Genomic DNA, 25857 nt, shown 5'->3' with positions numbered 1-25857 from the left:
AATGTGCGTTATGCACTGATTTTTATATTATTTGCTTCAAATTCTGTACGCAGGCGACGGGCAAAGGCCAGCGCGTGTTCCCCGTCACCGTGGATGCACACCGTCTGCGCGTGCACGGTTGCCCATTCACCGGTAATACTTTTCACCCGTCCGTGCTGGAGCATCTCCAGGGTTTGCGCCAGGGCCTGATCTTCATCAGCGATCAGCGCTCCGGCCTGGGTGCGCGGCACCAGGCTGCCGTCAGCCTGATAACCCCGATCGGCAAAAACCTCCTCGCGTGTAATCAGGCCAAAGCGCGTCCCCGCCCGGATCAGCTCGCTGCCCGCCAGCCCCACCAGAATTAAATCCGGGTCGATGGTAACGGTAGCACGGGCAATGGCATCGGCCAGCTCACGATCTTTTGCCGCCTGGTTATAGAGCATGCCGTGCGGTTTCACATGACGCAGCTGCCCCCCTTCGGCGCGAACAATCGCCGCCAGGGCGCCAATCTGGTACAGCATTTGCGCGTAGACCGTATCCGGCGGCAGGGTCATGGCCGTGCGGCCAAAGTTTTCCCGGTCCGGGAAGCTGGGGTGCGCCCCAATGGCCACGCCGTTTGTCAGCGCCTCACGCACGCAGGCCAGCATGGTCCGGGCATCACCAGCGTGAAAGCCGCAGGCAATGTTCGCAGACGATACCAGCTTTAACAGCGCAGCATCGCTGCCGCAGCCTTCGCCTAAATCAGCATTTAAATCAATCGCGATCATGTAACCTCCATGCCATTTGTTCGATGTATTGCTTCTGGATCCGCCGCGCGTCGAGCGCCTCTTCCAGCGTACAGGGGACAAAGTGGATCGGCTGCCCGAGTGGGGCCTGTGCCAGGTGGTACATATCGGCCTCGATGATGCAGGCGATCCGTGGATACCCCCCGGTGGTCTGCGCATCGTTCATCAGCACGATCGGCTGCCCGTTGTGCGGCACCTGAATGACGCCCGGCAGCAGACCGTGCGACAGCATTTCACGCTCGGTATTGCGCACCAGCTTCTGCCCCTGCAGGCGATACCCCATACGGTTACTTTGCGGGCTGAGCTGCCACGGCAGGCGCCAGAGTGCATCCTGCGAGGCCTTATCAAACTCGTGATACTCCGGCCCCGGCAAGATGCGCACGCGGTTATCCCACAGCAGTTGTTTTACCCCCTGGGCTTCGATGAACGCCCGCGCGCCAGGCCGAACGGCCAGGCGATCGCCATCTTTCAGCAGGCGTCCCTCGTGACCACCCAGCCCCACTTTCAGGTCGGTGCTGAGAGAGTTCATGACCGATGGCACGTCGATACCGCCCGCAATCGCCAGATAGCTGCGCATGCCACGGCGGGGACGATTCAGGGTGAGCTGTTGCCCGGCTTTCACCGGCAGACGCCAGCCGGTCCAGACCGCTGCGCCGTCAAGGTGGGCGTCGCAGCCCGCCCCGGTCAGGGCGAACCAGCCGTCTTGCTCAAATTCGAAAGTACACTGCCCGAGGGTGATCTCCAGCGCAGCATCGTCCGGGTCATTCCCCACCAGCAGATTGCCGATCTGTAATGCCGGTTTATCCAGCGCGCCACAGTAGCTGATCCCTGACTGACGAAAACCGATACGTCCGCCATCCTGCACCGAGGTATATAACCCTGCGCGAATAATTTTTAGCATACCCCCTCCTTCTGCGGGATAAACCGCACGGTATCGCCCGGTCGCAACAGCACCGGCTCGTCACGATGGGGATCAAACAGCGGCAGCGGAGTGTGTCCAATCAGCTGCCAGCCGCCAGGGGTGGCTAACGGATAAATGCCGGTTTGCGCCCCGCCAATCCCCACCGAGCCAGCCGGAACCAGCAGCCGGGGCTCATCCCGGCGCGGCGTCGCCAGCTGCTCGGGCAACCCGCCCAAATAAGGAAAGCCCGGCTGAAAACCTAAAAACCAGACCACATAATCAACGGAGGCGTGAAGCTCCACGACCTGTTTCTCGGTCAGCCCGGCGTGCCGGGCCACCTCGCCCAGATCGGGGCCTGCTGCGGTGCCATAGACGACGGGAATGTCGATATTGCGGGACTCAGGTTCCAGCGCCTCGCTCTCCTCCCACCAGCGCTGCAGACGCTCAATCGCATCCAGCGCCAGCGAGTGAGGATTGCGCAACACCACGGTGATGTTATTCATCCCCGGAATGGCTTCCACCACTTCGGGGATCTCCCCCAGCCGCTGGGTCAGGCGCCAGATCCGTTTTTGCGTCGCCAGCGTGACCGGCGGCTCCAGTTCCAGCACTACGGCGGTTTCGCCTAACAGATAACAACGTGCTCGCTGCACTTATACACCTCTCATCAGGCTGGATTAGGGATATCCACAAAGGTGACATCCAGGTCAGTCGTTTCCGTCAACCATTCGCTGAGGGCACGGATGCCGCCGCGTTCCGTGGCATGGTGTCCCGCGGCATAAAAATGCAGCCCCTGCTCCCGGGCAGAGTGAATGGTTTGCTCCGACACTTCGCCGGTAATAAAGGCATCGACGCCAAAGCGCGCCGCGCTGTCAATAAAGCTCTGCCCGCCGCCAGTACACCAGGCGACGCGCTGTACGTTGTCCGGCCCGGTGTCGCCGCTCCACAGCGGACGACGCCCCAGACGGGCTTCAATCCAGGAGGCCAGTTCCAGGCCCGGTACCGGCATGGATAGCTCGCCCCAGGGCACCAGCGGCTCGATTTCGCCCATGACGGTAATGCCGAGCAGCGCCGCCAGCTGGGCGTTGTTCCCCAGCTGCGGGTGAGCGTCCAGCGGCAGATGCCAGCCGTAGAGGTTGATGTCGTTTTCCAACAGCGTTTTCAGGCGATTGCGCTTCATACCGCGGATCACCGGGGATTCGCCTTTCCAGAAATAGCCGTGGTGGACAATTACCGCATCGGCTTTCTGGCGCACTGCTTCATCGATCAGCGCCTGACTTGCGGTCACCCCGGTTACAATCTTCTGCACCTGCTCACGCCCTTCTACCTGCAGGCCGTTCGGCGCATAGTCACTAAAGCTGCTGCTGTTCAGCTTGTCGTTAATCAGTTTTTCCAGTTCACTGTTTTTCATTGTTGCTCCCTTACGCTTTTCGGGCGGCTTCATACGCTGCCAGCGTGGCTACGCGCGCCTGTTTATGATCGACAACCGGGCGCGGATAATCGAGGGTGATCCCCTGCTTGTCTGCCCAGGTCCAGGGGTCATGGATGGCCTTGTCCGGCACGGCGGCCAGCTCCGGCAGCCAGCGGCGGATAAACACGCCGTCGGAATCGAACTTCTGCCCCTGGGTTGTCGGGTTAAAAATACGAAAATAAGGGGCCGCGTCGGTGCCGGTTGACGCCGCCCACTGCCAGCCGCCGTTGTTGGCGGCCAGGTCGCCATCAATCAACTGCGAAATAAAGTAACGTTCCCCGGCTCGCCAGTCGATCAGCAGATCTTTCACCAGAAAACTGGCGGTAATCATACGTAGGCGGTTATGCATCCAGCCTGTTTCATTCATCTGGCGCATGGCGGCATCGACGATCGGGTAGCCGGTCTGTCCATATTGCCAGGCCCGCAACTGAGTCTCGTCTGCCTGCCACTGAACGTTATCAGTCCAACGAATGAAGGGTCGATATTTACACAAATCAGGGTGATACGTCATCAGGTGGCGATAAAACTCTCGCCAGATCAGTTCATTTAGCCATACCGAACCCGGGCCGCCTTCCAGGGCCTGGGGTTGCTCGGCGAGCAATCTGTGCAGGCACTGGCGGGGGGAAAGCACCCCCAGTGCCAGACAGGCGGAGAGACGGCTGGTGCCTTCGATAGCCGGGAAATCACGCTGTGTCTCGTAGTCGCCCGCGCTCTGCTGGCAGAACTGGCGCAGCCGGGCAATCGCCTCTTTCTCGCTCGCCGGAAACAGGTCTGCATCGAACGCCTGCTGCGGGTAGTCGAACTCCAGCGTCTCCAGCGTAACTTTTTCGCCCTCGCGCCCGGCAGGTGCCGCCGCACACTCAGGTAGCCCCTCTTTCAGTCGCCGCAGCCAGGCGTTTTTGAAGGGCGTAAACACTTTGTACATCTCGTGATTACCGGTCATGACGCTGCCGGGAGGCAGGATAACGCTGTCATCAAATCCCTGACACGTCACGTCCTCCAGCGCGCGCTCCAGCTGGCGATCGCGCTGTTGCTCGTTCAGTTCGTACTGATAGTTATAAAAAAGTTGGGTGACGTCATGCTCGGCGCAAATCTGCGCCACTTTCTCTGCTTGTGCCGCAAAATCATCGACCTGAGCGTACAGCAGCGGAATGCCTTTATCGGCCAGCTGCTGCTGTAAGCCGTTGAGATGGGCGTGAAGAAACGCGGCCTGGCGCTGTGCCATCGCGTGCTGCTGCCACTGTTGCGGCGTAGCGATGAAAAGCGCCAGTACGCGGGCATTTTTGTTGCGACAGGCGGCGGCAAGCGCCAGGTTGTCGTGGATGCGCAGATCGGCGCGAAACCAGACCAGATGGGTGGCCATAACACTCCAGTGATTATCGTCTGTAACATCTACAAGTCACCGAGGATACTTCGCTTTAACAAGTGTAGCCATATTGGAATAAAAAAGGCCGCCCTGATGGCGGCCTTAACGCTATTTGTCCTGCATGTACGCGGTAAGGGCAACGGATACGACAGACTCGTCACTTCTTACCACGAATACGCTGGTAACAATGAACGCAATACAAAGATAGCGTTTCATTATGCGGTCCCTGCATATAAACCGCTCCACCGTTCACCACCGGTGATAATCCGGCAGACACAAGCTCTGGAAGATCCTGATTTACGGTTGTGAATGCACCTTTCCCGGGACCGATGCCCATGTGCGAGATGGCAGAAAGGGACGACACATCATAGTAACATCCTGGCTCATAGGCAGACCGCCACAGGCCTTTCCGAATTCATTTAGATTGATTACATTTCCCCTGAGAGCGGTTAAGGATAAGATAGTCTTCTCTGGAAGAGCCTGATAGCTCCACCCAACGGACCGCGAATCCCGAGGGATAAAAAAAACCGCCACATTGCTGTGGCGGTTTTTTGTTGGTGCAAGTGCTGTGTGTAGTCTTTCTGAATGCTTAATAAAAATCACAAATGGCTTTTTCGGCCTGATCCATCCACACCGGTTTATCGCTGGTTTTAGCCCAGACGCGATGCAGATAGCTATAAAAACGAGAACGCTCTTTCCAGAAAAGCATCACTGGTAACGCCAGAACACCCGCTAAAACAGCGAAAGTGCGGCGAATAAAAACGATATGTGCCGGATACGCTTTGTAAGATTCCATCATTTTCTCCCCTTTTTCTGGCCGGAAACCCTCTCCGGAAAATTGAAATTGCTTAACTGAGGAAAATAATAACGCTTTGGTTGTAATTTTACTACTCATCCGACCACTTTTTTGGTGAATAAGAAGGTACTTTACAATTCATACCGTAATTAAGTTACATAAAAGTTAAATTTATACTAACCATTAGTTAAATTAGGGTCTTATCCCTCTTTATACTTTTTTTACACCTCCCCCTCCGATTTTTGCGAAATCTTTGCGCCCGAAATTTTAGCCTTTGCACCAAGACTAATGTCACCCGGAGGTGAATTGTGAGTGCAGGTGTAATCGCGGGCATCGTGCTGGTGTTCCTGTTACTGGGGTATCTGATTTATGCCCTGTTGAACGCGGAGGCATTCTGATGGCCGCACAAGGATTTCTGCTTATTGCCGGCTTTCTGCTGGTGCTCCTGGTGCTCGCCCGCCCGCTGGGGATGTGGCTGGCGCGGATGATCAACGGCCTGCCGTTGCCGGGGGTGCAAGCCCTTGACGCCGGGTTACTGCGAATGCTCGGGATCCGCACCGGCGAGATGGACTGGCGTCACTATCTGCTGGCGATCCTGTTGCTGAATGGGGTGGGTCTGGCGGTGCTGTTCGCCATGCTGATGCTACAGGGTTATCTGCCGCTTAATCCTCAGCAGCTTCCGGGCCTCTCCTGGTATCTGGCGCTGAACACTGCGGTCAGCTTTGTCAGTAATACCAACTGGCAGTCCTATGCCGGAGAGACCACCCTGAGCTATTTCAGCCAGATGGCGGGCCTGACGGTACAAAATTTCCTTTCGGCCGCCAGCGGCATTGCGGTAATTTTTGCCCTCATCCGCGCCTTTGCTCGCCAGAATGTCACCACACTCGGCAACGCCTGGGTCGACCTGACCCGCATCACCCTGTGGGTGTTGCTGCCGCTGTCGCTGGTCATCGCCTTGCTGTTTATCCAGCAGGGGGGGTTGCAAAACCTGCTGCCTTATCAGCCCTTCACCTCGCTGGAGGGGGCAAAGCAGCTGCTGCCGATGGGGCCGGTGGCCTCGCAGGAGGCGATAAAAATACTTGGCACCAACGGGGGCGGCTTCTTCAATGCGAACTCTGCACATCCGTTTGAGAACCCCACGGCACTGACGAACGTCGTGCAGATGCTGGCGATCTTCCTGATCCCCGCCGCGCTGTGCTTTGCCTTTGGCGAGGCGGTCAGCGAGCGTCGCCAGGGGCACGCGATCCTCTGGACCATGTCCATCATCTTTGCGATCTGCGCAGCGCTGGTGATGTGGGCGGAATGGCAAGGCAACAGCCACTTCATGCTGCTGGGGGCAGACAGCAACAGCAATATGGAGGGCAAAGAGAGCCGCTTTGGCATTCTTGCCAGCAGCCTGTACGCCGTGGTCACGACTGCGGCCTCCTGCGGGGCGGTTAACGCCATGCACGACTCTTTCACCGCGCTGGGCGGGATGATCCCGCTGTGGCTGATGCAGATTGGTGAAGTGGTGTTTGGCGGCGTCGGATCGGGTCTGTACGGCATGCTGCTGTTTGTGCTGCTGGCGGTGTTTATCGCCGGGTTGATGATTGGCCGCACCCCGGAATATTTGGGCAAGAAAATCGACGTGCGGGAGATGAAGCTGACCGCGCTGGCGATCCTCGTCACCCCGACGCTGGTGCTGCTTGGCACCGCACTGGCGCTGATGACTGACGCCGGACGCAGCGGCATCTTCAACCCCGGCATCCACGGGTTCAGCGAGGTGCTGTACGCGGTGTCGTCGGCGTCCAACAACAACGGCAGCGCTTTCGCGGGCCTGAGCGCCAACTCGCCATTCTGGAACTGCCTGCTGGCGTTCTGCATGTTAGTGGGTCGCTTTGGGGTGATTATACCGGTTATGGCTATCGCCGGATCGCTGGTGAATAAGACTCGCCAGCCCGCCTCTGGCGGCACGCTCCCGACCCACGGCGCGCTTTTTGTTGGCCTGCTGATCGGCACCATCCTGCTGGTGGGCGCCCTCACCTTTATTCCCGCCCTCGCCTTAGGCCCGGTCGCGGAACATCTCTCTTTACGCTGATTTTGCGGAGTATTGGTCATGAGTCGTAAGCAACTGGCCCTGCTCGAACCCTCGCTGGTTCGTCAGGCGCTGATGGATGCGGTTAAAAAAGTCGACCCGCGCGTGCAGTGGCGCAATCCGGTAATGTTTATTGTCTGGCTGGGCAGCCTGCTGACCACCCTGTTGGCCCTGGCCATGGCGGGCGGATTACTGGCAGGCAGCGCCACCTTTACCGCAGCGATCAGCCTGTGGCTGTGGTTCACCGTGCTGTTTGCCAACGTCGCCGAAGCCCTGGCAGAAGGACGCAGCAAAGCGCAGGCCAACAGCCTCAAAGGGGTACAGAAAACGGCTTTCGCCCGTAAGCTGCGCGAAGCCCGGTACGGTGCCGCAACGGACAAGGTTCCGGCGGATACGCTGCGCAAAGGCGACATCGTGCTGGTAGAGGCCGGAGACATTATCCCCTGCGACGGGGAGGTGATCGAAGGGGGTGCCTCGGTGGATGAGAGCGCCATCACCGGCGAATCCGCGCCGGTGATCCGTGAGTCCGGCGGCGACTTTGCCTCGGTCACCGGCGGGACGCGCATTCTTTCAGACTGGCTGGTGATCCAGTGCAGTGTTAACCCCGGTGAGACCTTCCTCGACAGGATGATCGCCATGGTGGAAGGCGCGCAGCGGCGCAAAACCCCGAACGAAATTGCCCTGACCATTCTGCTGGTGGCGCTGACCATTGTCTTCCTGCTGGCGACTGCCACCCTGTGGCCCTTCTCGTCATATGGCGGCACGGCGGTAAGCGTCACCGTGCTGGTTGCCCTGCTGGTCTGTCTGATCCCAACCACCATCGGCGGCCTGCTGTCGGCCATCGGCGTGGCGGGCATGAGTCGGATGCTGGCGGCCAACGTCATTGCCACCAGCGGCCGGGCAGTAGAAGCAGCCGGTGATGTCGACGTGCTGCTGCTGGATAAAACCGGCACCATCACCCTGGGTAATCGTCAGGCATCCGAGTTTCTGCCTGCCCCAGGCGTGGATGAGAAAACGCTGGCCGATGCTGCCCAACTGGCCTCACTGGCGGATGAAACCCCGGAAGGCCGCAGCATCGTGATCCTCGCCAAACAGCGCTTTAATCTGCGCCAGCGCGACGTACAGAGCCTGCATGCCACCTTTGTGCCCTTTACGGCACAAACACGGATGAGCGGAATTAACTTCCAGGATCGGTTGATTCGCAAAGGCTCGGTGGATGCTATTCGCCGTCACATTACCGCCAACAACGGTCACTTCCCGCCGCAGGTCGATACCCTGGTGGAGAACGTCGCCCGTCAGGGAGCCACGCCGCTGGTGGTTGCGGAAGGCTCGACTGTGCTGGGGGTGATCGCCCTGAAGGACATCGTTAAAGGCGGCATCAAGGAGCGTTTTGCCCAGCTGCGTAAAATGGGCATTAAAACGGTGATGATCACCGGCGATAACCGTCTGACCGCCGCGGCCATTGCCGCCGAAGCAGGCGTGGATGATTTTCTCTCCGAGGCCACGCCAGAGGCCAAACTGGCGTTGATCCGGCAGTATCAGGCCGAAGGACGGCTGGTGGCGATGACCGGGGATGGCACCAACGACGCCCCGGCGCTCGCCCAGGCAGATGTGGCGGTGGCGATGAACTCCGGTACCCAGGCGGCAAAAGAGGCGGGCAACATGGTCGACCTTGACTCCAACCCGACCAAGCTGATTGAGGTGGTGCATATCGGCAAACAGATGCTGATGACCCGCGGCTCCCTGACCACTTTCAGTATCGCCAACGACGTGGCGAAATATTTCGCCATCATCCCGGCGGCATTTGCGGCGACCTATCCGCAGCTAAACGCCCTGAACGTGATGCATCTGCACTCCCCCGCCTCGGCAATCCTGAGCGCGGTGATCTTTAACGCGCTGATCATTGTCTTTCTGATCCCGCTGGCGCTGAAGGGGGTGAGCTACAAGCCGCTCACCGCCGCCGCCATGCTGCGCCGCAATCTGTGGATTTACGGTCTGGGTGGGCTGGTGGTGCCTTTTATCGGCATTAAAGCCATTGACCTGGTGCTTACGCTGTTCGGGCTGGTTTAAGAGGAAAATCAAATGGCTATGTTACGTCCCGCTATACTGTTGTTTATTCTGCTGGCCCTGGTCACCGGCGGCGTTTACCCGCTGGTCACCACCGCCCTGGGTCAGTGGTGGTTTGCCGACCAGGCCAACGGATCCCTTATCCGTCAGGAGGGGGAGATCCGCGGCTCACGTCTGATTGGACAAGACTTTACCGCGCCGGGATACTTTCACGGTCGTCCTTCTGCCACGGCAGAAAGCCCGTATAATCCGCTGGCCTCAGGCGGCAGTAACCTGGCAGGCAGCAATCCTGAACTGGATAATGCCGTTCGCGCCCGCATAGCGGCATTACGCGTCGCCAACCCGCAGGCCAGCCAGGCGGTGCCGGTGGAGCTGGTGACCGCCTCCGGTAGCGGGCTGGACTACAGTCTGACGCCGCAGGCCGTCGCCTGGCAGATCCCCCGCGTGGCACAGGCGCGTCAGCTCACGCCTGCGCAGCTCAGCCAGCTGGTGGCCGAACATACGCAAAAACCGCTGTTCAGCGCGATGGGCGGCACGGTGGTCAACATTGTTGAATTGAATCTGGCGCTGGACGCACTAAGGAAAAACTAAATGATCGACGAGCCTCAGCGCCCGGACCCGGACAAACTGCTGGAGCAGGCTGCCACCCCCCATCGCGGCAAGCTGAAAATCTTTTTCGGCGCCTGCGCGGGGGTCGGCAAGACCTTCGCCATGCTCAGTGAAGCGCAGCGTCTGCGCGCCCAGGGGCTTGATATTTTGATCGGCGTGGCGGAAACCCACGGTCGCCAGGAGACCGCCGCCCTGCTGGCCGGGCTGGCGACCCAGCCTTCCCGGCGTATTCATCATCGTGGTCGTCTGGTGACGGAATTCGATCTGGACGCCGCCCTCGCCCGCCGTCCGGCATTGATCCTGATGGACGAACTGGCGCACAGCAACGCCCCCGGCTCGCGTCACCCTAAACGCTGGCAGGACGTTGAAGAGCTGCTGGAAGCGGGCATTGATGTCTTTACCACCGTCAACGTGCAGCATCTGGAAAGCCTGAATGATGTAGTCAGCGGCGTCACTGGCATCCAGGTGCGGGAGACGGTCCCGGATCCCTTCTTCGACGCGGCAGATGAAGTGGTGCTGGTGGATCTGCCCCCGGACGATCTGCGCCAGCGCTTGCACGAAGGTAAGGTTTACATCGCCGGGCAGGCCGAGCGGGCAATCGAGCACTTCTTCCGTAAAGGCAATTTGATCGCCCTGCGCGAGCTGGCCCTGCGCCGTACCGCCGACCGGGTGGACGATCAGATGCGGGCCTGGCGCGACCGTCAGGGCGAGGAGAAGGTGTGGCATACCCGCGACGCCATCCTGCTCTGCATCGGCCACGGCAGCGGTAACGAGAAACTGGTGCGCACCGCCGCGCGTCTGGCTGCGAAGTTCGGCAGCGTCTGGCACGCTGTCTACGTCGAGACGCCGCAGCTGCACCGTCTGCCGGAGAATCAGCGCCGCGCCATTCTCAGCGCCCTGCGTCTGGCGCAGGAGCTGGGGGCCGAAACCGCCACCCTGGCCGAACAGGCGGAAGATAAAGCCATCCTGCGCTACGCCCGGGAGCATAACCTGGGCAAAATTGTCATCGGCAGGCGTTCTCATCGCCGGTGGTTCAACCGGGACACCTTTGCCGACAGGCTGGCGCAGCGCGCGCCCGACCTCGACCTGTTGATCGTCGCCCTTGACGACAAGCCCGCCGCCCTGCCCGCAAAAACGCCGGATAACCGGACGTTCACCGAAAAATGGCGCATCCAGCTGCGCGGTTGTCTGGTGGCGGTATTGCTGTGCGCCCTGATCACCTTTATTGCCAACCAGTGGCTACCCGACTTTGATGCCGCCAACCTGGTGATGATCTACCTGCTTGGGGTGGTGATCGTGGCGCTGTTTTATGGCCGCTGGCCCTCGGTCCTGGCGACGGTAATCAACGTGGTCAGCTTCGATCTCTTTTTCATCGCCCCACGCGGTACCCTGGCGGTATCGGATGTGCAGTACGTGCTGACCTTCGCCGTAATGCTGGCGGTGGGCTTGCTGATCGGTAACCTGACGGCGGGGGTGCGCTATCAGGCGCGGATCGCCCGCTACCGCGAGCAGCGCACCCGCCATCTGTATGAGATGTCGAAGGCGCTGGCGGTGGGCCGCACGCCGCAGGATATCGCCCACACCAGCCAGCAGTTTATTCACTCGACCTTTCACGCCCGCAGCCTGATCCTGAGCCCGGATCGCGAGGGCGCGCTGCGCCCATTGACCCCGGTCTCGGGAATGACGCCCTGGGATGAGGCCATTGCCCGCTGGAGCTTTGACAAGGGCCAGCCCGCCGGGGCAGGCACCGACACCCTGCCTGGGGTGCCCTACCTTATCCTGCCGCTCCAGCATCAGGGGGTGGCGATCGTTGAGCCGTCTAACCTGCGCCAGCTGATGATCCCCGAGCAGCAGCGCCTGCTGGAGACCTTTACCCTGCTGGTCGCCAATGCCCTTGAGCGGCTGGCCCTGACCGCCAGCGAAGAGCAGGCGCGGTTAGCCAGTGAGCGGGAGAGCATTCGCAATTCGCTGCTGGCGGCACTCTCCCATGACCTGCGCACGCCGCTGACGGTGCTGTTCGGCCAGTCGGAAATTTTGACCCTCGACCTGGCGGCAGAAGGCTCCCGCCATGCCCCGCAGGCCAGTGAGATCCGCCAGCACGTGCTGAATACCACCCGGCTGGTGAATAACCTGCTGGACATGGCGCGGATCCAGTCCGGCGGTTTTAACCTGAAAAAAGAGTGGCTGACGCTGGAAGAGGTGATCGGCAGTGCCTTAAAAACGCTGGAGCCGGGGCTGGGTGGGCGACATATCGCGCTCGATATGCCCGATCCCCTGGCGTTAATCTACGTGGATGGTCCTTTGTTCGAGCGGGTGTTGATTAACCTGCTGGAGAACGCTGGCAAATACGCGGGCCGCAGAGCGCAGATCGGCATTCATGCCAGCGTCACCCCGGAACAGCTCCAACTGGAGGTGTGGGATACTGGCCCCGGCATCCCGGCGGGTCAGGAACAGGCTATCTTTGATAAGTTCGCCCGGGGTAATAAGGAGTCGGCCATTCCCGGCGTCGGGCTGGGGCTGGCCATCTGCCAGGCGATTGTTGAGGTACACGGCGGCACCATCACGGCCCATAACCGCCCTGAAGGGGGGGCCAGATTCTGTGTTACACTGCCGCGCGATACGCCACCCGAACTGAATGAATTGCCAGAGGATTTGTGATTAACGTCCTGATTGTTGAAGATGAACTCGCTATCAGCCGTTTTCTGCGCGCCGCGCTGGAAGGTGAAGGGCTGCGCGTACACGATGCCGGGACGTTGCAGCGGGGCCTGATTGAAGCCGCGACCCGCAAACCGGATCTGGTGATCCTCGATCTGGGCCTGCCCGACGGCGACGGCCTCGACTTTATCCGGGAAGTGCGCCAGTGGAGCCAGATGCCCATCATTGTGCTCTCGGCGCGTCTGGAAGAGACCGACAAAATCGCCGCGCTCGATGCCGGTGCCGACGATTATCTCAGCAAGCCGTTTGGCATTGGCGAACTGCAGGCGCGGCTGCGCGTTGCCCTGCGCCGCCACGCAACCACCTCTCCTGTCGACCCGGTGTACACCTTCTCTGATATTCGCGTCGATCTGGCGTCACGACGCATTCAGCGGGGAGAGGCAGAAATCCATCTGACCCCTATCGAGTTCCGCCTGCTGGCGGTCCTGCTCAACAATCATGGCAAAGTGCTCACCCAGCGCCAGCTGTTAAGCCAGGTCTGGGGGCCGAATGCGGTGGAGCATAGTCACTATCTGCGCATCTATATGGGCCACCTTCGGCAGAAGCTCGAAGTGGATCCCGCGCGCCCGCGCCACCTGTTAACCGAAACCGGCATTGGCTATCGGTTTATGCTTTGAGAGAAAGCAAAACGGCAACCCTGAGGTTGCCGTTTTTAGAGGTTCCAGGCCGGGCAATCGCCTTGCCGCCCGGCACACAAACCGCACTTACGCGTTCTTCAATACTTCACTCACAATCTCAACCGCTTCTTTCTCAATCAGCTGACGGTGCTCGTCGCCGAGGAAGCTTTCACAGTAGATTTTGTACGCATCTTCCGTACCGGATGGACGCGCAGCGAACCAGCCGTTCTCGGTCATCACCTTCAGGCCGCCAATCGACGCGCCATTACCTGGTGCTGCCGTCAGACGGGCCGTGATCGGATCACCTGCCAGGGTGCTGGCGCTGACCATTTCTGGTGACAGCTTAGACAGCGCCGCTTTCTGTGCGGAAGTGGCAGACGCCTGCAGGCGGTTGTAGCTCGGGGCACCAAAACGGGCTGCCAGCTCGTTGTAGTGCTCCTGCGGGTTCTTACCGGTAACGGCAGTGATTTCCGCCGCCAGCAGGCACATGATGATGCCATCTTTATCGGTAGACCACGGCGTACCGTTGAAGCGCAGGAAGGACGCCCCCGCGCTCTCTTCGCCGCCAAAGCCGAAGCTGCCATCGAACAGACCATCAACAAACCATTTAAAGCCAACCGGCACTTCCACCAGCTTGCGGCCCAGGTCGTTGACCACACGGTCGATCATGGCGGAGGAGACCAGCGTTTTACCTACTGCAACCTCTTTGCCCCACTGCGGACGGTGCTGGAACAGGTAGTTGATCGCAACCGCCAGATAATGGTTCGGGTTCATCAGCCCTGCCGGGGTGACAATGCCGTGACGGTCATAATCCGGGTCATTTGCGAAGGCAAGGTCAAACTTGTCGCGCAGCGCCAGCAGGCCAGCCATCGCGCACTCGGAGGAGCAGTCCATGCGGATCGCGCCGTCTTTATCCAGGTGCATAAAGCGGAAGGTCTGATCGACATGGTCGTTAACGATGGTCAGATCCAGCTTGTAGTGCTCTGCAATACGTTTCCAGTATTCGATACCGGAACCACCGAGCGGATCAACGCCCAGCTTCAGACCGGCTTTCTGGATCGCCGCCATATCGACGATATCCGCCAGCCCTTCAATGAACGGCTGCACCAGATCCTGCTCTTTCACGTGGCCGGAGGCCATCGCCTCGTCCAGGGAAATGCGCTTCACACCGTTCAGACCGGCAGCCAGCAGGGCGTTGGCACGATCTTCCACCACTTTGGTGACGTTGGTGTCAGCCGGGCCACCATTCGGTGGGTTGTATTTGATGCCGCCATCTTCCGGCGGGTTGTGGGATGGCGTGATCACAATGCCATCGGCCTGTGCGCCGCCTTTCTGGTTGTGCACCAAAATTGCGTTAGAGACCGCAGGGGTCGGCGTATAGCCGTTGTTTTCCTGAATCACGACGTCCACGCCGTTGGCCGCCAACACTTCCAGTACGGAAATAAATGCAGGCTCTGACAGGGCGTGAGTATCTTTACCCACGTAGCACGGACCGGTGATACCGTTTTTGGCGCGCTCTTCGGCGATAGCCTGAGCAATGGCCAGAATATGTGGCTCGTTAAAGCTGTGGCGTACCGCACTGCCGCGGTGCCCGGATGTACCAAACTTCACTGCATGTTCTGCGTTACCCACTTCCGGCTTCAGCACGTAGTACTGCGCGGTAAGTTGGGCGACGTTAATCAAATCGCTCTGTTGTGCAGGTTGACCCGCACGCTCATGATTTGCCATTGCCTGGTCCTTCTGATGCAAGGGTTAGATAGTGCCGCAAACCTTATCAGTCAATTCCGCCGGAAACTGCATGGATTGCATGATGTGTTCGATCATGCTGCGCTTGCGTCCGGTATTGGTATTGGTGATCACCCAGTACGGCGTACCGGGCAGGTGCTTGGGCTTAGTTTGATTGCCATTCTGTAACAGCGTTTGCTCATCCGCCGCGAAATAGACGCGGGTACGACCGTGAAGTGACTCTGTCGCGTCGGCAAATGCGTTGTTATCCAGTGAATAGAGTGTAGTCAGCACCAGCATAAAGCGGTTAACTGCTTTCTTCTGCTCAGCGTATTCGTCAGAAAGCAGCAATTCGCGCATCGCACGCACTTTGTCTTTAACCGGTGACAGCGGCTTCTCCTGCACGACAGCCGCGGGCTGGCGCGTTTCTTTGATGGCCGGAGCGGCAGACTGCGAGGCGGCGGCGATTTTCAGCATGCGCCGTAAAATGTCGGACGCGCTCTCACCGATATGCCGCGTCTGGCTGGCGATATACTGATAAAGCTCGTCATCAACTTCGATTGTTTTCATCTTAATCCAGTGCGATATCTTATCTGAATACAATTCGTTGGGAGTATAAGGTCAAAACCCAACAGCGGATAGCGTCAAGCCAGAATGGCGGCAAAAGTCAGAATTAACTGTTTCCTTGCAGCCGGGCGGCAGAATGGTCAACATGATACCCTAACCTGACATACGTAAAAAAAGAACTTTGCCATGAAATTGAATACCCGAGCGCAATCTGCACAATCGCCGCACAATAATTCTCCCATCGTCCTGGTGCATGGCCTGTTTGGCAGCCTTGATAACCTTGGCGTGCTGGCGCGGGATCTGGTGACCGACCACGCGCTGCTCCAGGTGGATATGCGCAACCACGGTCTGTCGCCGCGCTCGGCGCAGATGACCTATGCCGATATGGCCCAGGATCTGCTGGATACGCTGGATGAACACCATATCGAAAAGGCGATCCTGATTGGCCACTCGATGGGCGGCAAAGCGGTGATGGCGCTGACGGCGTTAGCGCCGGAGCGGATTGCCGGGCTGGTGGTGATCGACGTCGCGCCTGTGGATTACGACGTGCGTCGCCACGATGAGATCTTCGCCGCCATCAATGCCGTGACCGACGCAGGCGTCAGTACCCGCCAGCAGGCCGCAGCGCTGATGCGTGAACATCTGGACGAAGAGGGTGTGGTGCAGTTCCTGCTGAAATCCTTTGTTGACGGCGAGTGGCGCTTCAACGTGCCGGCGCTGTGGGACCAATATGACCAGATCGTTGGCTGGCAGTCGGTGCCCGCCTGGCCGCACCCTACTCTGTTTATTACCGGCGGCAGTTCACCCTATGTGACCGAGGCGTACCGTGACGCGCTGCTGGCGCAATTTCCTCAGGCCCGTGCGCATGTGATTGCCGGGGCCGGACACTGGGTTCATGCCGAAAAACCGGACGCCGTGCTGCGCGCTATCCGCCGTTACCTCGCTGACATCGAAAATTGATTAAAAAGAGAGCGACTGGTCGCCTGCAGGCCTCCAGTCGTTGGCGTGCCGTTTTCGGTGATGTATGATGGCGCGCTTATCGCCCGGGCATTAGCAGGGTGTCTTGTTTCCCCCGAAGTCTCAAAATCATGGCCAAAGAACACACGGACCGCACGACATTAGATCTGTTCGCGAATGAGCGTCGCCCGGGACGACCGAAAACCAATCCGCTTTCGCGTGATGAACAGCTGCGCATCAATAAGCGCAATCAGCTTAAACGCGATAAAAGTCGTGGGCTCAAACGCGTCGAGCTGAAACTGAATGCTGAAGCCGTCGATGCGCTGAATGAGCTGGCGAACGCCCGTGAGATCAGCCGCAGTGAGCTTATCGAAGAGATGCTGATTTCTCAGCTCGAGAAATGGCACGGCAAAGCGTAAGTCAGAAAACTCCCCTTCTTGTTGTTTTCATGTAGCACAGAGTGCAGTCCTGCGTGATAGCAGTTTCCGCAGGCTTCTCTGTTCTGCTATGATTGCCCTTATCCGTGGCTAAATTGCGCCACCATACCATTAAGTATCAAGAGGTTATTTTACTCATGGCAATCATCGGCATTTTTTTCGGCAGCGACACGGGTAACACCGAAAATATCGCAAAAAACATTCAAAAACAGTTAGGTAAAGACGTTGCCGATGTGCATGACATTGCGAAAAGCAGCAAAGAAGATATCGAAGGTTACGATATTCTGCTGCTGGGCATCCCGACCTGGTATTACGGTGAAGCGCAGTGTGACTGGGACGATTTCTTCCCGTCTCTGGAAGAGATCGACTTCAACGGCAAACTGGTCGCCCTCTTCGGTTGTGGCGATCAGGAAGACTACGCAGAGTACTTCTGCGATGCCCTCGGCACGATCCGCGACATCATTGAGCCACGCGGCGCAGTGATTGTTGGTCACTGGCCAACTGCCGGTTACCACTTCGAAGCCTCTAAAGGCCTTGCCGATGACAATAACTTTGTTGGTCTCGCCATCGATGAAGATCGCCAGCCGGAGCTGACCGCTGAGCGCGTGGACAAATGGGTTAAACAAATTCGCGAAGAGCTGCATCTCGACGCCATTCTGAATGCCTGATGATATCGCGGCGCAACGTTACAGTTGCGCCGCATCAATAGGCAAAACCAATCAAAATAATTACTACAAATTTTTAACTTTTGCTGCCATACCTGTACAATGATCCAGGAGTAAACGCGGAACCTTGTAACAACTTTGTTGGCGGTACCACGTTTTTATAAGCATACTTTACTTGAGACTTGCAGTTTTCATTAGGTCATGGCAGTTCTATAATGAGACGCATTATCCCAGGTGCATTTTCTGTCACTTCTTCTTTAGAAGTGAATCGTTTAGCAACAGGACAGATTCCGCATGACTGACAACAACACCGCATTAAAGAAGGCCGGACTGAAAGTCACGCTTCCACGGTTAAAAATCCTGGAAGTGCTTCAGGGTCCGGATAACCATCATGTCAGTGCGGAAGACTTATACAAGCGTCTGATCGACATGGGCGAAGAGATTGGTCTGGCTACCGTTTACCGTGTACTGAACCAGTTCGACGATGCAGGCATCGTTACGCGTCATAATTTCGAAGGCGGTAAATCCGTGTTTGAACTGACGCAGCAGCATCACCACGATCACCTGATTTGCCTCGACTGCGGCAAAGTGATCGAATTCAGCGATGATTCCATCGAATTACGCCAGCGCGAAATTGCCGCACGTCATGGCATTCGTCTGACCAACCACAGTCTGTACCTGTATGGCCACTGTGCCGAAGGCGACTGCCGCGAAGATGACCACGCGCACGACACCAAGTAATCTTTGCATCAACTCTGAGCCAACCTGACGGTTGGCTTTTTTTTTGCCTGTCATCATGCAAAAAGCCCGGTGGCGCTGCGCTTACCGGACCTTAGGGGATTTCCCTCTTCAGGCTGTGTAAACGTAGCGCCACCGGGCGTGGCAAACAGCAGATTACTTCGCGTTGTTAGTGCGGATCTCCTGCCAAATCTTATCGCAGTTTTTAGTGACTTCCTGATTGTTACCCGTTTTCCGCGCCTGAATACAGGCCTGGTAATCCGCCACCCTGACGGTCTCCTGAGTTGCAAACTGTTCGTGCGCCTTCTCCTTACGCAGCACGTCGAGCACGCTTTGGCAGGCTTCGATCTTCTCTGGCGAACCTTCAGCGGTATTGATGCAGGCGCTGTAGGCCTCTTTCAGACGGGTATCTTCTTTCTGGGTCTGGGGCTGCGCGCAGGCGGCCAGTCCTGATGCCAGCACCGCAACCACTACGATTTTTTTCAGCATAACGCTCTCCAGTCAGGCGGGGATCGTCCCCGCCCGGATTGTCATCAGAAGATGGTGAACGGGGCGATAACCATAAACTTCACGTCACGCTCATCCTGGAAGATGTTGCCGTAGCCGCCGCCGTAGCTTGGGATATCGGAGTGGTTGTCATACTGCGTGAAGTGCAGTTTGAACATGGTTCCTTTCGCGCGGCCGTCCTGCAGGGTGTAGCTCGCATCCAGGCTATAGGCCGATTCTTTGATCTTGTTAGAGGCGATATCCTCACGCTGACCGGCGCTGTTGATTAGCCAGTCTGCCGGTTTCGCATCCCAGGCGTAGACATAAGACGCACCAACGCTCCAGCCCGCCAGGTTCCAGTTGCTCAGGTCATACATGGCACCAAAGAAGACCGCTTTTTCACCGTTGGCGTTAAAGTCAGAGCGGTTATCCCACCATACGTCCAGACGACCGTTGGAGGAGGCGTAAGTTGGGGTCATACGTTGCAGGAAATACCCCTGCTGCCCTTCGGCCTTGACGTAAGTCCCTTCCAGACGTAAATCCACCTGGCCAACTTTGTAGCCCAGGGTGAGCGCCTGCAGCCATGCCGTACCGTCATAAATATCATTCACGGTGCCGCTGTCGGCTTTATCACGCGTGCCGTAGAACTGATAGGTGGTAGACAGCGGGCCGCCCACGATATCGAGCTTGTAGCTGGCTTTAGCAAAGTACTGATCGATAAAACCTTCAGCCTGGCCAAAAGCGGCTTCCAGAATCAGGTCATTTTTGAAATCGTACTTCGCACCAAAGGAGTGGAGATAATCGACGCGGGTTTTGCGGTCATTCTGATAAAACTTGTCCATCTCGAGATGCCACGGCGCTTTATACTCGTTGGTCCACATGTAAGAGAAACTCAACTCACCGCTATCGCCGTAGTCAAATTTTGCCCCGGCTTCGGCCCCCTGATAGGTACCCGGCATAAAGCTCCAGTGCGGTGCTAACAAAGTTTGACCGGTTGGCTGCAGCCAGCCACCGCGCGCCCAGACCGGGCCGTATTTAAATTTTGCAGCCGCTTTGTACAGGCTGATCCCGCTCTTATCACCGGACCAGTCCTCTTTATAGGCTTTGTTGCTGGAGGAGAAGGCAATTTCGTTCGGGTGGCCGCTGTCGCCATTTTCGGCCATTTCGATGGCAGTAAAGGCTGCCAGATCAAGACCAAACATATCGGCGGCATAGCCGGACTGGAAATCAAGGTTGGCGTTCCAGGTGGAATGAGCCAGGTTAGTTTTATATTTATCTGACTCAACATCTTTACGGTCACGTTCACGCTGCCAGTAATAGACACCGCCCGTGAGGGTTGAATCATCAATAAAACCTTCGGCCTGAGCTTTTGGAGAAACCATCAAGCCTGACATTGCTGTAACACCGGCGATAGCCAGCGCAAGCGCACTACGTTTGCCACTAAACGCACGCATAATTAATCCTCTTTGACGTATTAAAAGCGCCTTAAACGGCGAAAAACAAAAAAGTAAAAAGTGGAGGTAACCGGCAATAGCCACTTACATCTCCTGCCCTTAGACTATTTTTCGCGACGCGAATTATCAACGCTTTTCAGCGATCAAAAGTCAGGATTATGACAAAGCGCACATATTTGGTTGCTGTTTGTAACAAAAGAAATGAGGGAGAATTTTTGCTTAAAATAATATTAAGAATGAGCCATTTATTTTTATTAAATTAAATTTAATTATCCCATCTGGTAGTAATAACGGTTAATTTGCGTGAAGGAAGAGAAAGCGAACCGTTTTAAGAAACAGGATTAATTCGCAACGCGAAGATTTAAATGGCCAGGCTGCGATCGACAGGTAAAAAAAACGCCGCAGTACGCGGCGTTTTTAAGAGGAGAAAGAGGTTATTCGCCCGCTTTCGCCCAGGTATCACGCAGACCAACGGTACGGTTAAATACCAGTTTGTCGGCGGTAGCATAGCGGCTGTCGAGGCAGAAGTAGCCTTCGCGCTCGAACTGATAAGCGTGACCGGCAACGGCATCTTTCAGGGATGGCTCAGCAAAGCCCTGCTTGATCACCAGTGAATCCTGGTTAATCACCTGCAGGAAGTCCTCTGCGGCACCCGGGTTTGGCACGCTGAACAGACGATCGTACAAACGGATTTCAACCGGCAGCGCATGAGCCGCGCTCACCCAGTGGATAACGCCCTTCACTTTGCGACCGTCGGCCGGGTCTTTGCTCAGGGTCTCGGCATCGTAGGTGCAGAAGATGGTCGTGATGTTGCCTTCTGCATCTTTCTCGACACGCTCGGCTTTGATCACGTAGGCATTACGCAGACGCACTTCTTTGCCCATCACCAGACGTTTGTACTGCTTGTTGGCTTCTTCACGGAAGTCGGCGCGATCGATCCAGATTTCTGCGCTGAACGGCACGTCACGGCTGCCCATCTCCGGCTTGCTCGGATGATTCGGCATGGTCACCAGCTCGCTTTCGCCCTGCGGATAGTTTTCGATAACCAGTTTTACCGGATCGATAACAGCCATGGCGCGCGGCGCATTGTCATTCAAATCTTCGCGGATGCAGGATTCCAGCGACGCCATCTCGATGGTGTTGTCCTGCTTGGTTACACCGATGCGTTTGCAGAACTCACGGATAGAGGCAGCGGTATAGCCACGGCGACGCAGACCAGAGATGGTCGGCATACGCGGGTCATCCCAGCCTTCAACGTGCTTGTCGGTCACCAGCAGGTTCAGCTTGCGCTTGGACATCACGGTGTATTCCAGATTCAGACGAGAGAACTCGTACTGACGCGGATGCACCGGAATAGAGATGTTATCCAGCACCCAGTCGTACAGACGACGGTTGTCCTGGAACTCCAGCGTACACAGGGAGTGAGTAATGCCTTCCAGCGCATCGCTGATGCAGTGGGTGAAGTCGTACATCGGGTAGATGCACCACTTGCTGCCGGTCTGGTGGTGATCGGCAAACTTAATGCGGTACAGCACCGGGTCGCGCATCACGATAAACGGCGAAGCCATATCAATTTTGGCGCGCAGACAGGCTTTGCCCTCTTCGAAGCCACCGGCACGCATTTTTTCAAACAGCGCCAGGTTCTCTTCCACGCTGCGATCGCGATACGGGCTGTTTTTACCCGGCGCGGTCAGCGAGCCGCGGTATTCGCGGATTTCGTCCGCAGAAAGCTCATCAACGTAGGCCAGGCCTTTGTTGATCAGCTCAACGGCGTAGGCATACAGCTGGTCAAAATAGTCAGAGGAGTAGCAGATGTCGCCAGACCAGTTGAAGCCCAACCATTGCACGTCGTTCTTAATGGACTCTACGTATTCGATATCTTCTTTCACCGGGTTGGTGTCATCGAAACGCAGGTTGCATTGACCCTGGTAGTCCTGCGCGATGCCGAAGTTCAGGCAGATAGATTTCGCGTGACCAATGTGCAGGTAGCCGTTCGGCTCCGGCGGAAAACGGGTATGAACTGTGGTGTGCTTACCAGTGGCCAGATCTTCATCGATGATCTGACGAATAAAGTTGCTTGGGCGGGCTTCAGCCTCACTCATCGTGGATTCCTCAAAGCGTAAACGACGTATAACGGCATATGATCTTATAAGCCGGGCGTAGTGACAACCTTTAGTTACACGAAAAAGGTCTCTGGAGAGAATAATCGGGGCGATTGCTGCAAAAAAAAGCGGCGGGGATATCCCCGCCGCTCAGGCATTAACGCTAACTCAGGAGCACTTATTTGCCTTTAATTTCATACAGTGGCGTCTGACCAGCAACAACCTGACCCTGCGCCTTAATCACCAGGCCGCTAAAGTCGTCGATGTTGCTGCAGACAACCGGGCTGATCATGGAGCGCGCATTGGCGTTCAGGTACGCAAGATCCATTTCCAGAATCGGCTGACCTGCCACCACTTCTGCGCCCTCTTCAACCAGGCGTTTGAAGCCCTGTCCTCCCAGCGCGACGGTATCGATACCCATGTGGACAACGATCTCCGCACCTTTCTCCGTTTCCAGACAGAACGCGTGGTTAGTATTGAAGATTTTAACGATGGTGCCCGCTGCCGGAGAAACGACGGTTTTATCCGTTGGTTTCACCGCCACGCCATCACCGACAGCTTTGCTGGCGAAGGCTTCATCAGGCACCTGTTCCAGGGCAACCACTTCACCGGTCACTGGTGAAACCAGCGCCGCGATGGTGGTGGTGGCATTGGCAACAGCCTGTGGCTTAACAGCAGCAGGTGCGGCAGCGGCTGCAGGTGCAGTTTCAGCAGCGGCAACCGGGCCGGTAGTTTTCATTGCGTTAGCGATCTTCTCAGCCACAAAGCCGACGATGATCTGCACGCTGGTTTTGTTCAGGCGGATGACGCCAGAAGCACCCAGGCGTTTCGCCAGCGCTTCGTTAACCAGGGAAGAATCTTTCACGTTCAGACGCAGACGGGTGATGCAGGCATCAATACCGGTCAGGTTGTCTGAACCGCCGACTGCCGCGATGTACTGACGCGCCAGACCGGAAACATCTTCAGTCCCTGCGCCGCTCACGTTCACATCCTGGCCATCCGCTTCACTACCGGCAACGGCCAGCTCGCGACCCGGAGTCATCAGGTTGAATTTGGTGATGGTGAAGCGGAACACCACATAGTAGATCACGAAGAACGCCAGACCCTGCAGGATCAGCATGTACCAGTGAACCGCCAGCGGGTTACGGGAAGACAGCACCATATCCACCAGGCCCGCACTGAAGCCGAAGCCAGCAATCCACTGCATGGATGCAGCGATGAACACGGAGATACCGGTCAGCACAGCGTGGATCACGTACAGTACCGGGGCAACGAACATGAAGGAGAATTCCAGCGGCTCGGTGATACCGGTGAAGAAGGCCGCGAAGGCGCCCGCCATCATGATGCCCAGCACTTTTGCTTTGTTCTCTGGACGCGCGCAGTGGTAGATAGCCAGCGCAGCACCCGGCAGACCGAACATCATAATCGGGAAGAAGCCCGCCTGGTAACGACCGGTGATACCAACAACCGCTTTACCTGCTTCGATGGACTGTGCGCCGCCGAGGAAGTTAGGGATATCGTTAATACCTGCAACGTCAAACCAGAACACGGAGTTCAGCGCGTGGTGCAGACCAACCGGGATCAGCAGACGGTTGAAGAACGCATAGACGCCCGCACCGACGGAACCCAGCTTCTGGATATGCTCACCGAAGTTTACCAGACCGTCGAAGATCACCGGCCAGATGTACATCAGGATGAAAGCGACAACGATCATGACGAAGGAGGTCAGGATCGGCACCAGACGACGGCCGCTGAAGAAGGAGAGTGCTTTTGGCAACTCAACGCTACTGAAGCGGTTGTACAGTTCAGCGGAGATGATACCCACCATAATACCCACGAACTGGTTGCTGATCTTGCCGAACGCTGCCGGAACCTGGTCCGCAGGGATCTTCTGAATCATGGAAACCGCAGCCGGGGAGCAGAGCGTGGTCAACACAAGGAAGCCCACGAAGCCGGTCAGTGCCGCAGCACCGTCTTTATCTTTGGACATACCATAAGCCACACCAATGGCAAACAGTACGGACATGTTATCAATAATGGCAGAACCGGACTTAATGAAGAACGCCGCTAACGCGTTGTCTCCACCCCAACCCACCGGGTCAATCCAGTAACCGACACCCATCAGTATTGCTGCCGCTGGCAGCGTGGCGACCGGCACCATTAAGGCGCGGCCAACCTTTTGTAAGTAACCTAAAATGCTCAATTTGTTCCCCCTATGAGACCCCGTTAACGGTGTGTTCTCAGCTGTGTTTTTTTTGTGTCACTAACTTATAAATACAGTTGATGATTCACTGGCTGATTGAGTGTGTGGAAAATTAATTCGTATCGCAAATTAAACGCGTACTTTTTGTGATTTTTGTCACCAAATATTGTTTATCATCCTCCCCTGCACTGGCAAACCGCCAAAACTTATTTTATGATACGAAAAATCAAGACGGATTACCCCCTCTCGGTGTGAACCAGGTTAGTCTTAATCATACCCGGACATGCAATCCGCCAACTTTTATGAAAACTTCAGAGGTGAATAATGAGACTGATCCCCCTGGCAACTGCAGAACAAGTCGGTAAGTGGGCTGCCCGCCATATCGTAAACCGTATCAATGCGTTCAAACCGACTGCCGATCGTCCTTTCGTGCTCGGCCTGCCAACCGGTGGCACACCTCTTACCGCCTATAAAGCTTTGGTTGAGATGCATAAAGCGGGCCAGGTAAGTTTCGAACATGTTGTCACCTTCAACATGGATGAATACGTTGGCCTGCCAAAAGATCACCCGGAAAGCTACCATAGCTTTATGCACCGTAACTTCTTTGACCATGTTGATATTCAGCTGGGAAATATAAACCTGCTGGATGGAAATGCACCTGATATCGAAGCTGAGTGCCGTCATTATGAAGAAAAAATCCGCGCTTATGGCAAAATCCACCTGTTCATGGGTGGCGTAGGCAACGATGGTCATATCGCGTTTAACGAACCGGCCTCTTCTCTGGCGTCCCGTACCCGTATCAAAACCCTGACTCATGACACCCGTGTGGCAAACTCCCGCTTCTTTGATGGCGACGTTAACCAGGTGCCAAAATACGCTCTGACCGTTGGCGTGGGTACGCTGCTGGATGCAGAAGAAGTGATGATTCTGGTGCTGGGTGGCGTGAAAGCACAGGCGCTTCAGGCCGCCGTTGAAGGCAACGTCAACCACATGTGGACCATCAGCTGCCTGCAGCTGCACCCGAAAGCGGTGGTCGTGTGTGATGAGCCGTCCACGATGGAACTGAAAGTGAAGACGTTGAAATATTTCAACGAATTAGAAGCAGAAAACATCAAAGGTCTGTAATGTAACGCCGCCTCTGTTTGC

At 56.9% G+C, this 25857-nt stretch carries 23 protein-coding genes; 11 read left to right on the top strand and 12 right to left on the bottom strand.

The window, feature by feature from the left end; all coding sequences use genetic code 11:
- Nucleotides 1-8: 8 nt before the first annotated feature.
- The 6 genes from pxpA to ACF8PE_RS10255 all read right to left on the bottom strand — a co-directional run bounded on the left by pxpA (nt 9) and on the right by ACF8PE_RS10255 (nt 5295).
- Nucleotides 9-743: a 5-oxoprolinase subunit PxpA gene (gene pxpA / locus ACF8PE_RS10280; protein ID WP_392494832.1), complete on the bottom strand. Its 735-nt coding sequence runs from the start codon at nt 741-743 to the stop codon at nt 9-11.
- Nucleotides 733-1665 (bottom strand): 5-oxoprolinase subunit PxpC, encoded by a 933-nt coding sequence (pxpC, locus tag ACF8PE_RS10275; protein ID WP_392494817.1) that lies wholly within the window; start codon nt 1663-1665, stop codon nt 733-735. The genes pxpA and pxpC overlap by 11 nt, the downstream gene beginning before the upstream one ends.
- On the bottom strand, nt 1659-2315 hold the full coding sequence (gene pxpB, locus ACF8PE_RS10270) for a 5-oxoprolinase subunit PxpB (protein WP_032617070.1): 657 nt from the start codon (nt 2313-2315) through the stop codon (nt 1659-1661). The genes pxpC and pxpB overlap by 7 nt, the downstream gene beginning before the upstream one ends.
- A 14-nt stretch (nt 2316-2329) precedes the next feature.
- Nucleotides 2330-3073, bottom strand: a complete 744-nt coding sequence (locus tag ACF8PE_RS10265) for a type 2 GTP cyclohydrolase I (protein WP_077227898.1) — start codon at nt 3071-3073, stop codon at nt 2330-2332.
- Nucleotides 3074-3083: 10 nt separating this feature from the next.
- Nucleotides 3084-4496 carry a deoxyribodipyrimidine photo-lyase gene (gene phrB, locus ACF8PE_RS10260; protein ID WP_336994768.1) on the bottom strand — a complete coding sequence of 471 codons (1413 nt, stop codon included), beginning with the start codon at nt 4494-4496 and terminating at the stop codon, nt 3084-3086.
- A gap of 592 nt (nt 4497-5088) precedes the next feature.
- Nucleotides 5089-5295, bottom strand: a complete 207-nt coding sequence (locus tag ACF8PE_RS10255) for a YbfA family protein (protein ID WP_032617134.1) — start codon at nt 5293-5295, stop codon at nt 5089-5091.
- A 308-nt stretch (nt 5296-5603) separates the two neighbouring features.
- On the opposite strand from ACF8PE_RS10255, the gene kdpF reads away from it, so the two are divergent.
- Genes kdpF through kdpE form a run of 6 tightly spaced genes read left to right on the top strand, consistent with a single transcriptional unit; the run spans nt 5604 to nt 13377 of the window.
- On the top strand, nt 5604-5693 hold the full coding sequence (kdpF, locus tag ACF8PE_RS10250; protein WP_071886481.1) for a K(+)-transporting ATPase subunit F: 90 nt from the start codon (nt 5604-5606) through the stop codon (nt 5691-5693).
- Nucleotides 5693-7372 (top strand): potassium-transporting ATPase subunit KdpA, encoded by a 1680-nt coding sequence (gene kdpA / locus ACF8PE_RS10245; RefSeq protein ID WP_392494816.1) that lies wholly within the window; start codon nt 5693-5695, stop codon nt 7370-7372. Before kdpF ends, kdpA begins: the two co-directional genes overlap by 1 nt.
- A gap of 18 nt (nt 7373-7390) precedes the next feature.
- On the top strand, nt 7391-9439 hold the full coding sequence (gene kdpB / locus ACF8PE_RS10240) for a potassium-transporting ATPase subunit KdpB (protein WP_059308505.1): 2049 nt from the start codon (nt 7391-7393) through the stop codon (nt 9437-9439).
- A gap of 12 nt (nt 9440-9451) precedes the next feature.
- Nucleotides 9452-10027 (top strand): potassium-transporting ATPase subunit KdpC, encoded by a 576-nt coding sequence (kdpC, locus tag ACF8PE_RS10235; protein ID WP_032617064.1) that lies wholly within the window; start codon nt 9452-9454, stop codon nt 10025-10027.
- On the top strand, nt 10028-12703 hold the full coding sequence (gene kdpD, locus ACF8PE_RS10230) for a two-component system sensor histidine kinase KdpD (RefSeq protein WP_392494815.1): 2676 nt from the start codon (nt 10028-10030) through the stop codon (nt 12701-12703).
- Entirely contained in the window at nt 12700-13377 is a 678-nt protein-coding gene (kdpE, locus tag ACF8PE_RS10225; RefSeq protein WP_032617062.1) for a two-component system response regulator KdpE, read from the top strand. Before kdpD ends, kdpE begins: the two co-directional genes overlap by 4 nt.
- 87 nt (nt 13378-13464) lie before the next feature.
- On the opposite strand, the gene pgm is transcribed toward kdpE, so the two are convergent.
- Entirely contained in the window at nt 13465-15105 is a 1641-nt protein-coding gene (gene pgm, locus ACF8PE_RS10220) for a phosphoglucomutase (alpha-D-glucose-1,6-bisphosphate-dependent) (protein ID WP_059308509.1), read from the bottom strand.
- Nucleotides 15106-15129: 24 nt separating this feature from the next.
- Nucleotides 15130-15672, bottom strand: coding sequence for a replication initiation negative regulator SeqA (gene seqA / locus ACF8PE_RS10215; protein WP_032617060.1), 543 nt, complete (start codon nt 15670-15672; stop codon nt 15130-15132).
- A 183-nt stretch (nt 15673-15855) separates the two neighbouring features.
- On the opposite strand from seqA, the gene ybfF reads away from it, so the two are divergent.
- From ybfF to fur, 4 genes are all read left to right on the top strand, one after another.
- Nucleotides 15856-16629, top strand: coding sequence for an esterase (ybfF, locus tag ACF8PE_RS10210; protein ID WP_032617059.1), 774 nt, complete (start codon nt 15856-15858; stop codon nt 16627-16629).
- A gap of 128 nt (nt 16630-16757) precedes the next feature.
- Nucleotides 16758-17045 carry a LexA regulated protein gene (gene ybfE / locus ACF8PE_RS10205; protein ID WP_032617058.1) on the top strand — a complete coding sequence of 96 codons (288 nt, stop codon included), beginning with the start codon at nt 16758-16760 and terminating at the stop codon, nt 17043-17045.
- A 155-nt stretch (nt 17046-17200) separates the two neighbouring features.
- Nucleotides 17201-17731, top strand: a complete 531-nt coding sequence (gene fldA, locus ACF8PE_RS10200) for a flavodoxin FldA (protein ID WP_032617056.1) — start codon at nt 17201-17203, stop codon at nt 17729-17731.
- 291 nt (nt 17732-18022) lie between these two features.
- Complete coding sequence (gene fur / locus ACF8PE_RS10195) at nt 18023-18469, top strand: ferric iron uptake transcriptional regulator (protein ID WP_032617055.1); 447 nt, start codon at nt 18023-18025, stop codon at nt 18467-18469.
- A 153-nt stretch (nt 18470-18622) separates the two neighbouring features.
- Here the strand turns inward: fur and chiQ are convergent, their stop codons facing one another.
- The 4 genes from chiQ to nagE form a co-directional block, all read right to left on the bottom strand.
- Entirely contained in the window at nt 18623-18955 is a 333-nt protein-coding gene (gene chiQ, locus ACF8PE_RS10190; RefSeq protein ID WP_175637280.1) for a ChiQ/YbfN family lipoprotein, read from the bottom strand.
- A 44-nt stretch (nt 18956-18999) separates the two neighbouring features.
- Nucleotides 19000-20406 carry a chitoporin gene (gene chiP / locus ACF8PE_RS10185; RefSeq protein WP_032617054.1) on the bottom strand — a complete coding sequence of 469 codons (1407 nt, stop codon included), beginning with the start codon at nt 20404-20406 and terminating at the stop codon, nt 19000-19002.
- Between the two features lie 434 nt (nt 20407-20840).
- On the bottom strand, nt 20841-22508 hold the full coding sequence (gene glnS, locus ACF8PE_RS10180) for a glutamine--tRNA ligase (RefSeq protein ID WP_032617053.1): 1668 nt from the start codon (nt 22506-22508) through the stop codon (nt 20841-20843).
- A 178-nt stretch (nt 22509-22686) separates the two neighbouring features.
- Nucleotides 22687-24711, bottom strand: coding sequence for an N-acetylglucosamine-specific PTS transporter subunit IIBC (gene nagE / locus ACF8PE_RS10175; RefSeq protein ID WP_071886482.1), 2025 nt, complete (start codon nt 24709-24711; stop codon nt 22687-22689).
- A gap of 324 nt (nt 24712-25035) precedes the next feature.
- Here nagE and nagB point away from each other — a divergent pair, with 324 nt between their 5' ends.
- Complete coding sequence (nagB, locus tag ACF8PE_RS10170) at nt 25036-25836, top strand: glucosamine-6-phosphate deaminase (RefSeq protein WP_191153048.1); 801 nt, start codon at nt 25036-25038, stop codon at nt 25834-25836.
- Nucleotides 25837-25857 lie beyond the last annotated feature (21 nt).

Origin of the sequence: Leclercia sp. GLN_9, assembly GCF_043105735.1 — a bacterium.
Lineage (GTDB): Bacteria > Pseudomonadota > Gammaproteobacteria > Enterobacterales > Enterobacteriaceae > Enterobacter > Enterobacter adecarboxylatus.
This window is presented reverse-complemented; position numbering and strand designations above follow the sequence as displayed.

Coding starts and splice junctions, on each gene's coding strand:
- pxpC (WP_392494817.1), bottom strand. CDS start 1,665: ATGCTAAAAATTATTCGCGCAGGGTTATATACCTCGGTGCAGGATGGC.
- ACF8PE_RS10265 (WP_077227898.1), bottom strand. CDS start 3,073: ATGAAAAACAGTGAACTGGAAAAACTGATTAACGACAAGCTGAACAGC.
- phrB (WP_336994768.1), bottom strand. CDS start 4,496: ATGGCCACCCATCTGGTCTGGTTTCGCGCCGATCTGCGCATCCACGAC.
- ACF8PE_RS10255 (WP_032617134.1), bottom strand. CDS start 5,295: ATGGAATCTTACAAAGCGTATCCGGCACATATCGTTTTTATTCGCCGC.
- kdpA (WP_392494816.1), top strand. CDS start 5,693: ATGGCCGCACAAGGATTTCTGCTTATTGCCGGCTTTCTGCTGGTGCTC.
- kdpB (WP_059308505.1), top strand. CDS start 7,391: ATGAGTCGTAAGCAACTGGCCCTGCTCGAACCCTCGCTGGTTCGTCAG.
- kdpC (WP_032617064.1), top strand. CDS start 9,452: ATGGCTATGTTACGTCCCGCTATACTGTTGTTTATTCTGCTGGCCCTG.
- kdpD (WP_392494815.1), top strand. CDS start 10,028: ATGATCGACGAGCCTCAGCGCCCGGACCCGGACAAACTGCTGGAGCAG.
- pgm (WP_059308509.1), bottom strand. CDS start 15,105: ATGGCAAATCATGAGCGTGCGGGTCAACCTGCACAACAGAGCGATTTG.
- seqA (WP_032617060.1), bottom strand. CDS start 15,672: ATGAAAACAATCGAAGTTGATGACGAGCTTTATCAGTATATCGCCAGC.
- ybfF (WP_032617059.1), top strand. CDS start 15,856: ATGAAATTGAATACCCGAGCGCAATCTGCACAATCGCCGCACAATAAT.
- ybfE (WP_032617058.1), top strand. CDS start 16,758: ATGGCCAAAGAACACACGGACCGCACGACATTAGATCTGTTCGCGAAT.
- fldA (WP_032617056.1), top strand. CDS start 17,201: ATGGCAATCATCGGCATTTTTTTCGGCAGCGACACGGGTAACACCGAA.
- fur (WP_032617055.1), top strand. CDS start 18,023: ATGACTGACAACAACACCGCATTAAAGAAGGCCGGACTGAAAGTCACG.
- chiQ (WP_175637280.1), bottom strand. CDS start 18,955: ATGCTGAAAAAAATCGTAGTGGTTGCGGTGCTGGCATCAGGACTGGCC.
- chiP (WP_032617054.1), bottom strand. CDS start 20,406: ATGCGTGCGTTTAGTGGCAAACGTAGTGCGCTTGCGCTGGCTATCGCC.
- glnS (WP_032617053.1), bottom strand. CDS start 22,508: ATGAGTGAGGCTGAAGCCCGCCCAAGCAACTTTATTCGTCAGATCATC.
- nagB (WP_191153048.1), top strand. CDS start 25,036: ATGAGACTGATCCCCCTGGCAACTGCAGAACAAGTCGGTAAGTGGGCT.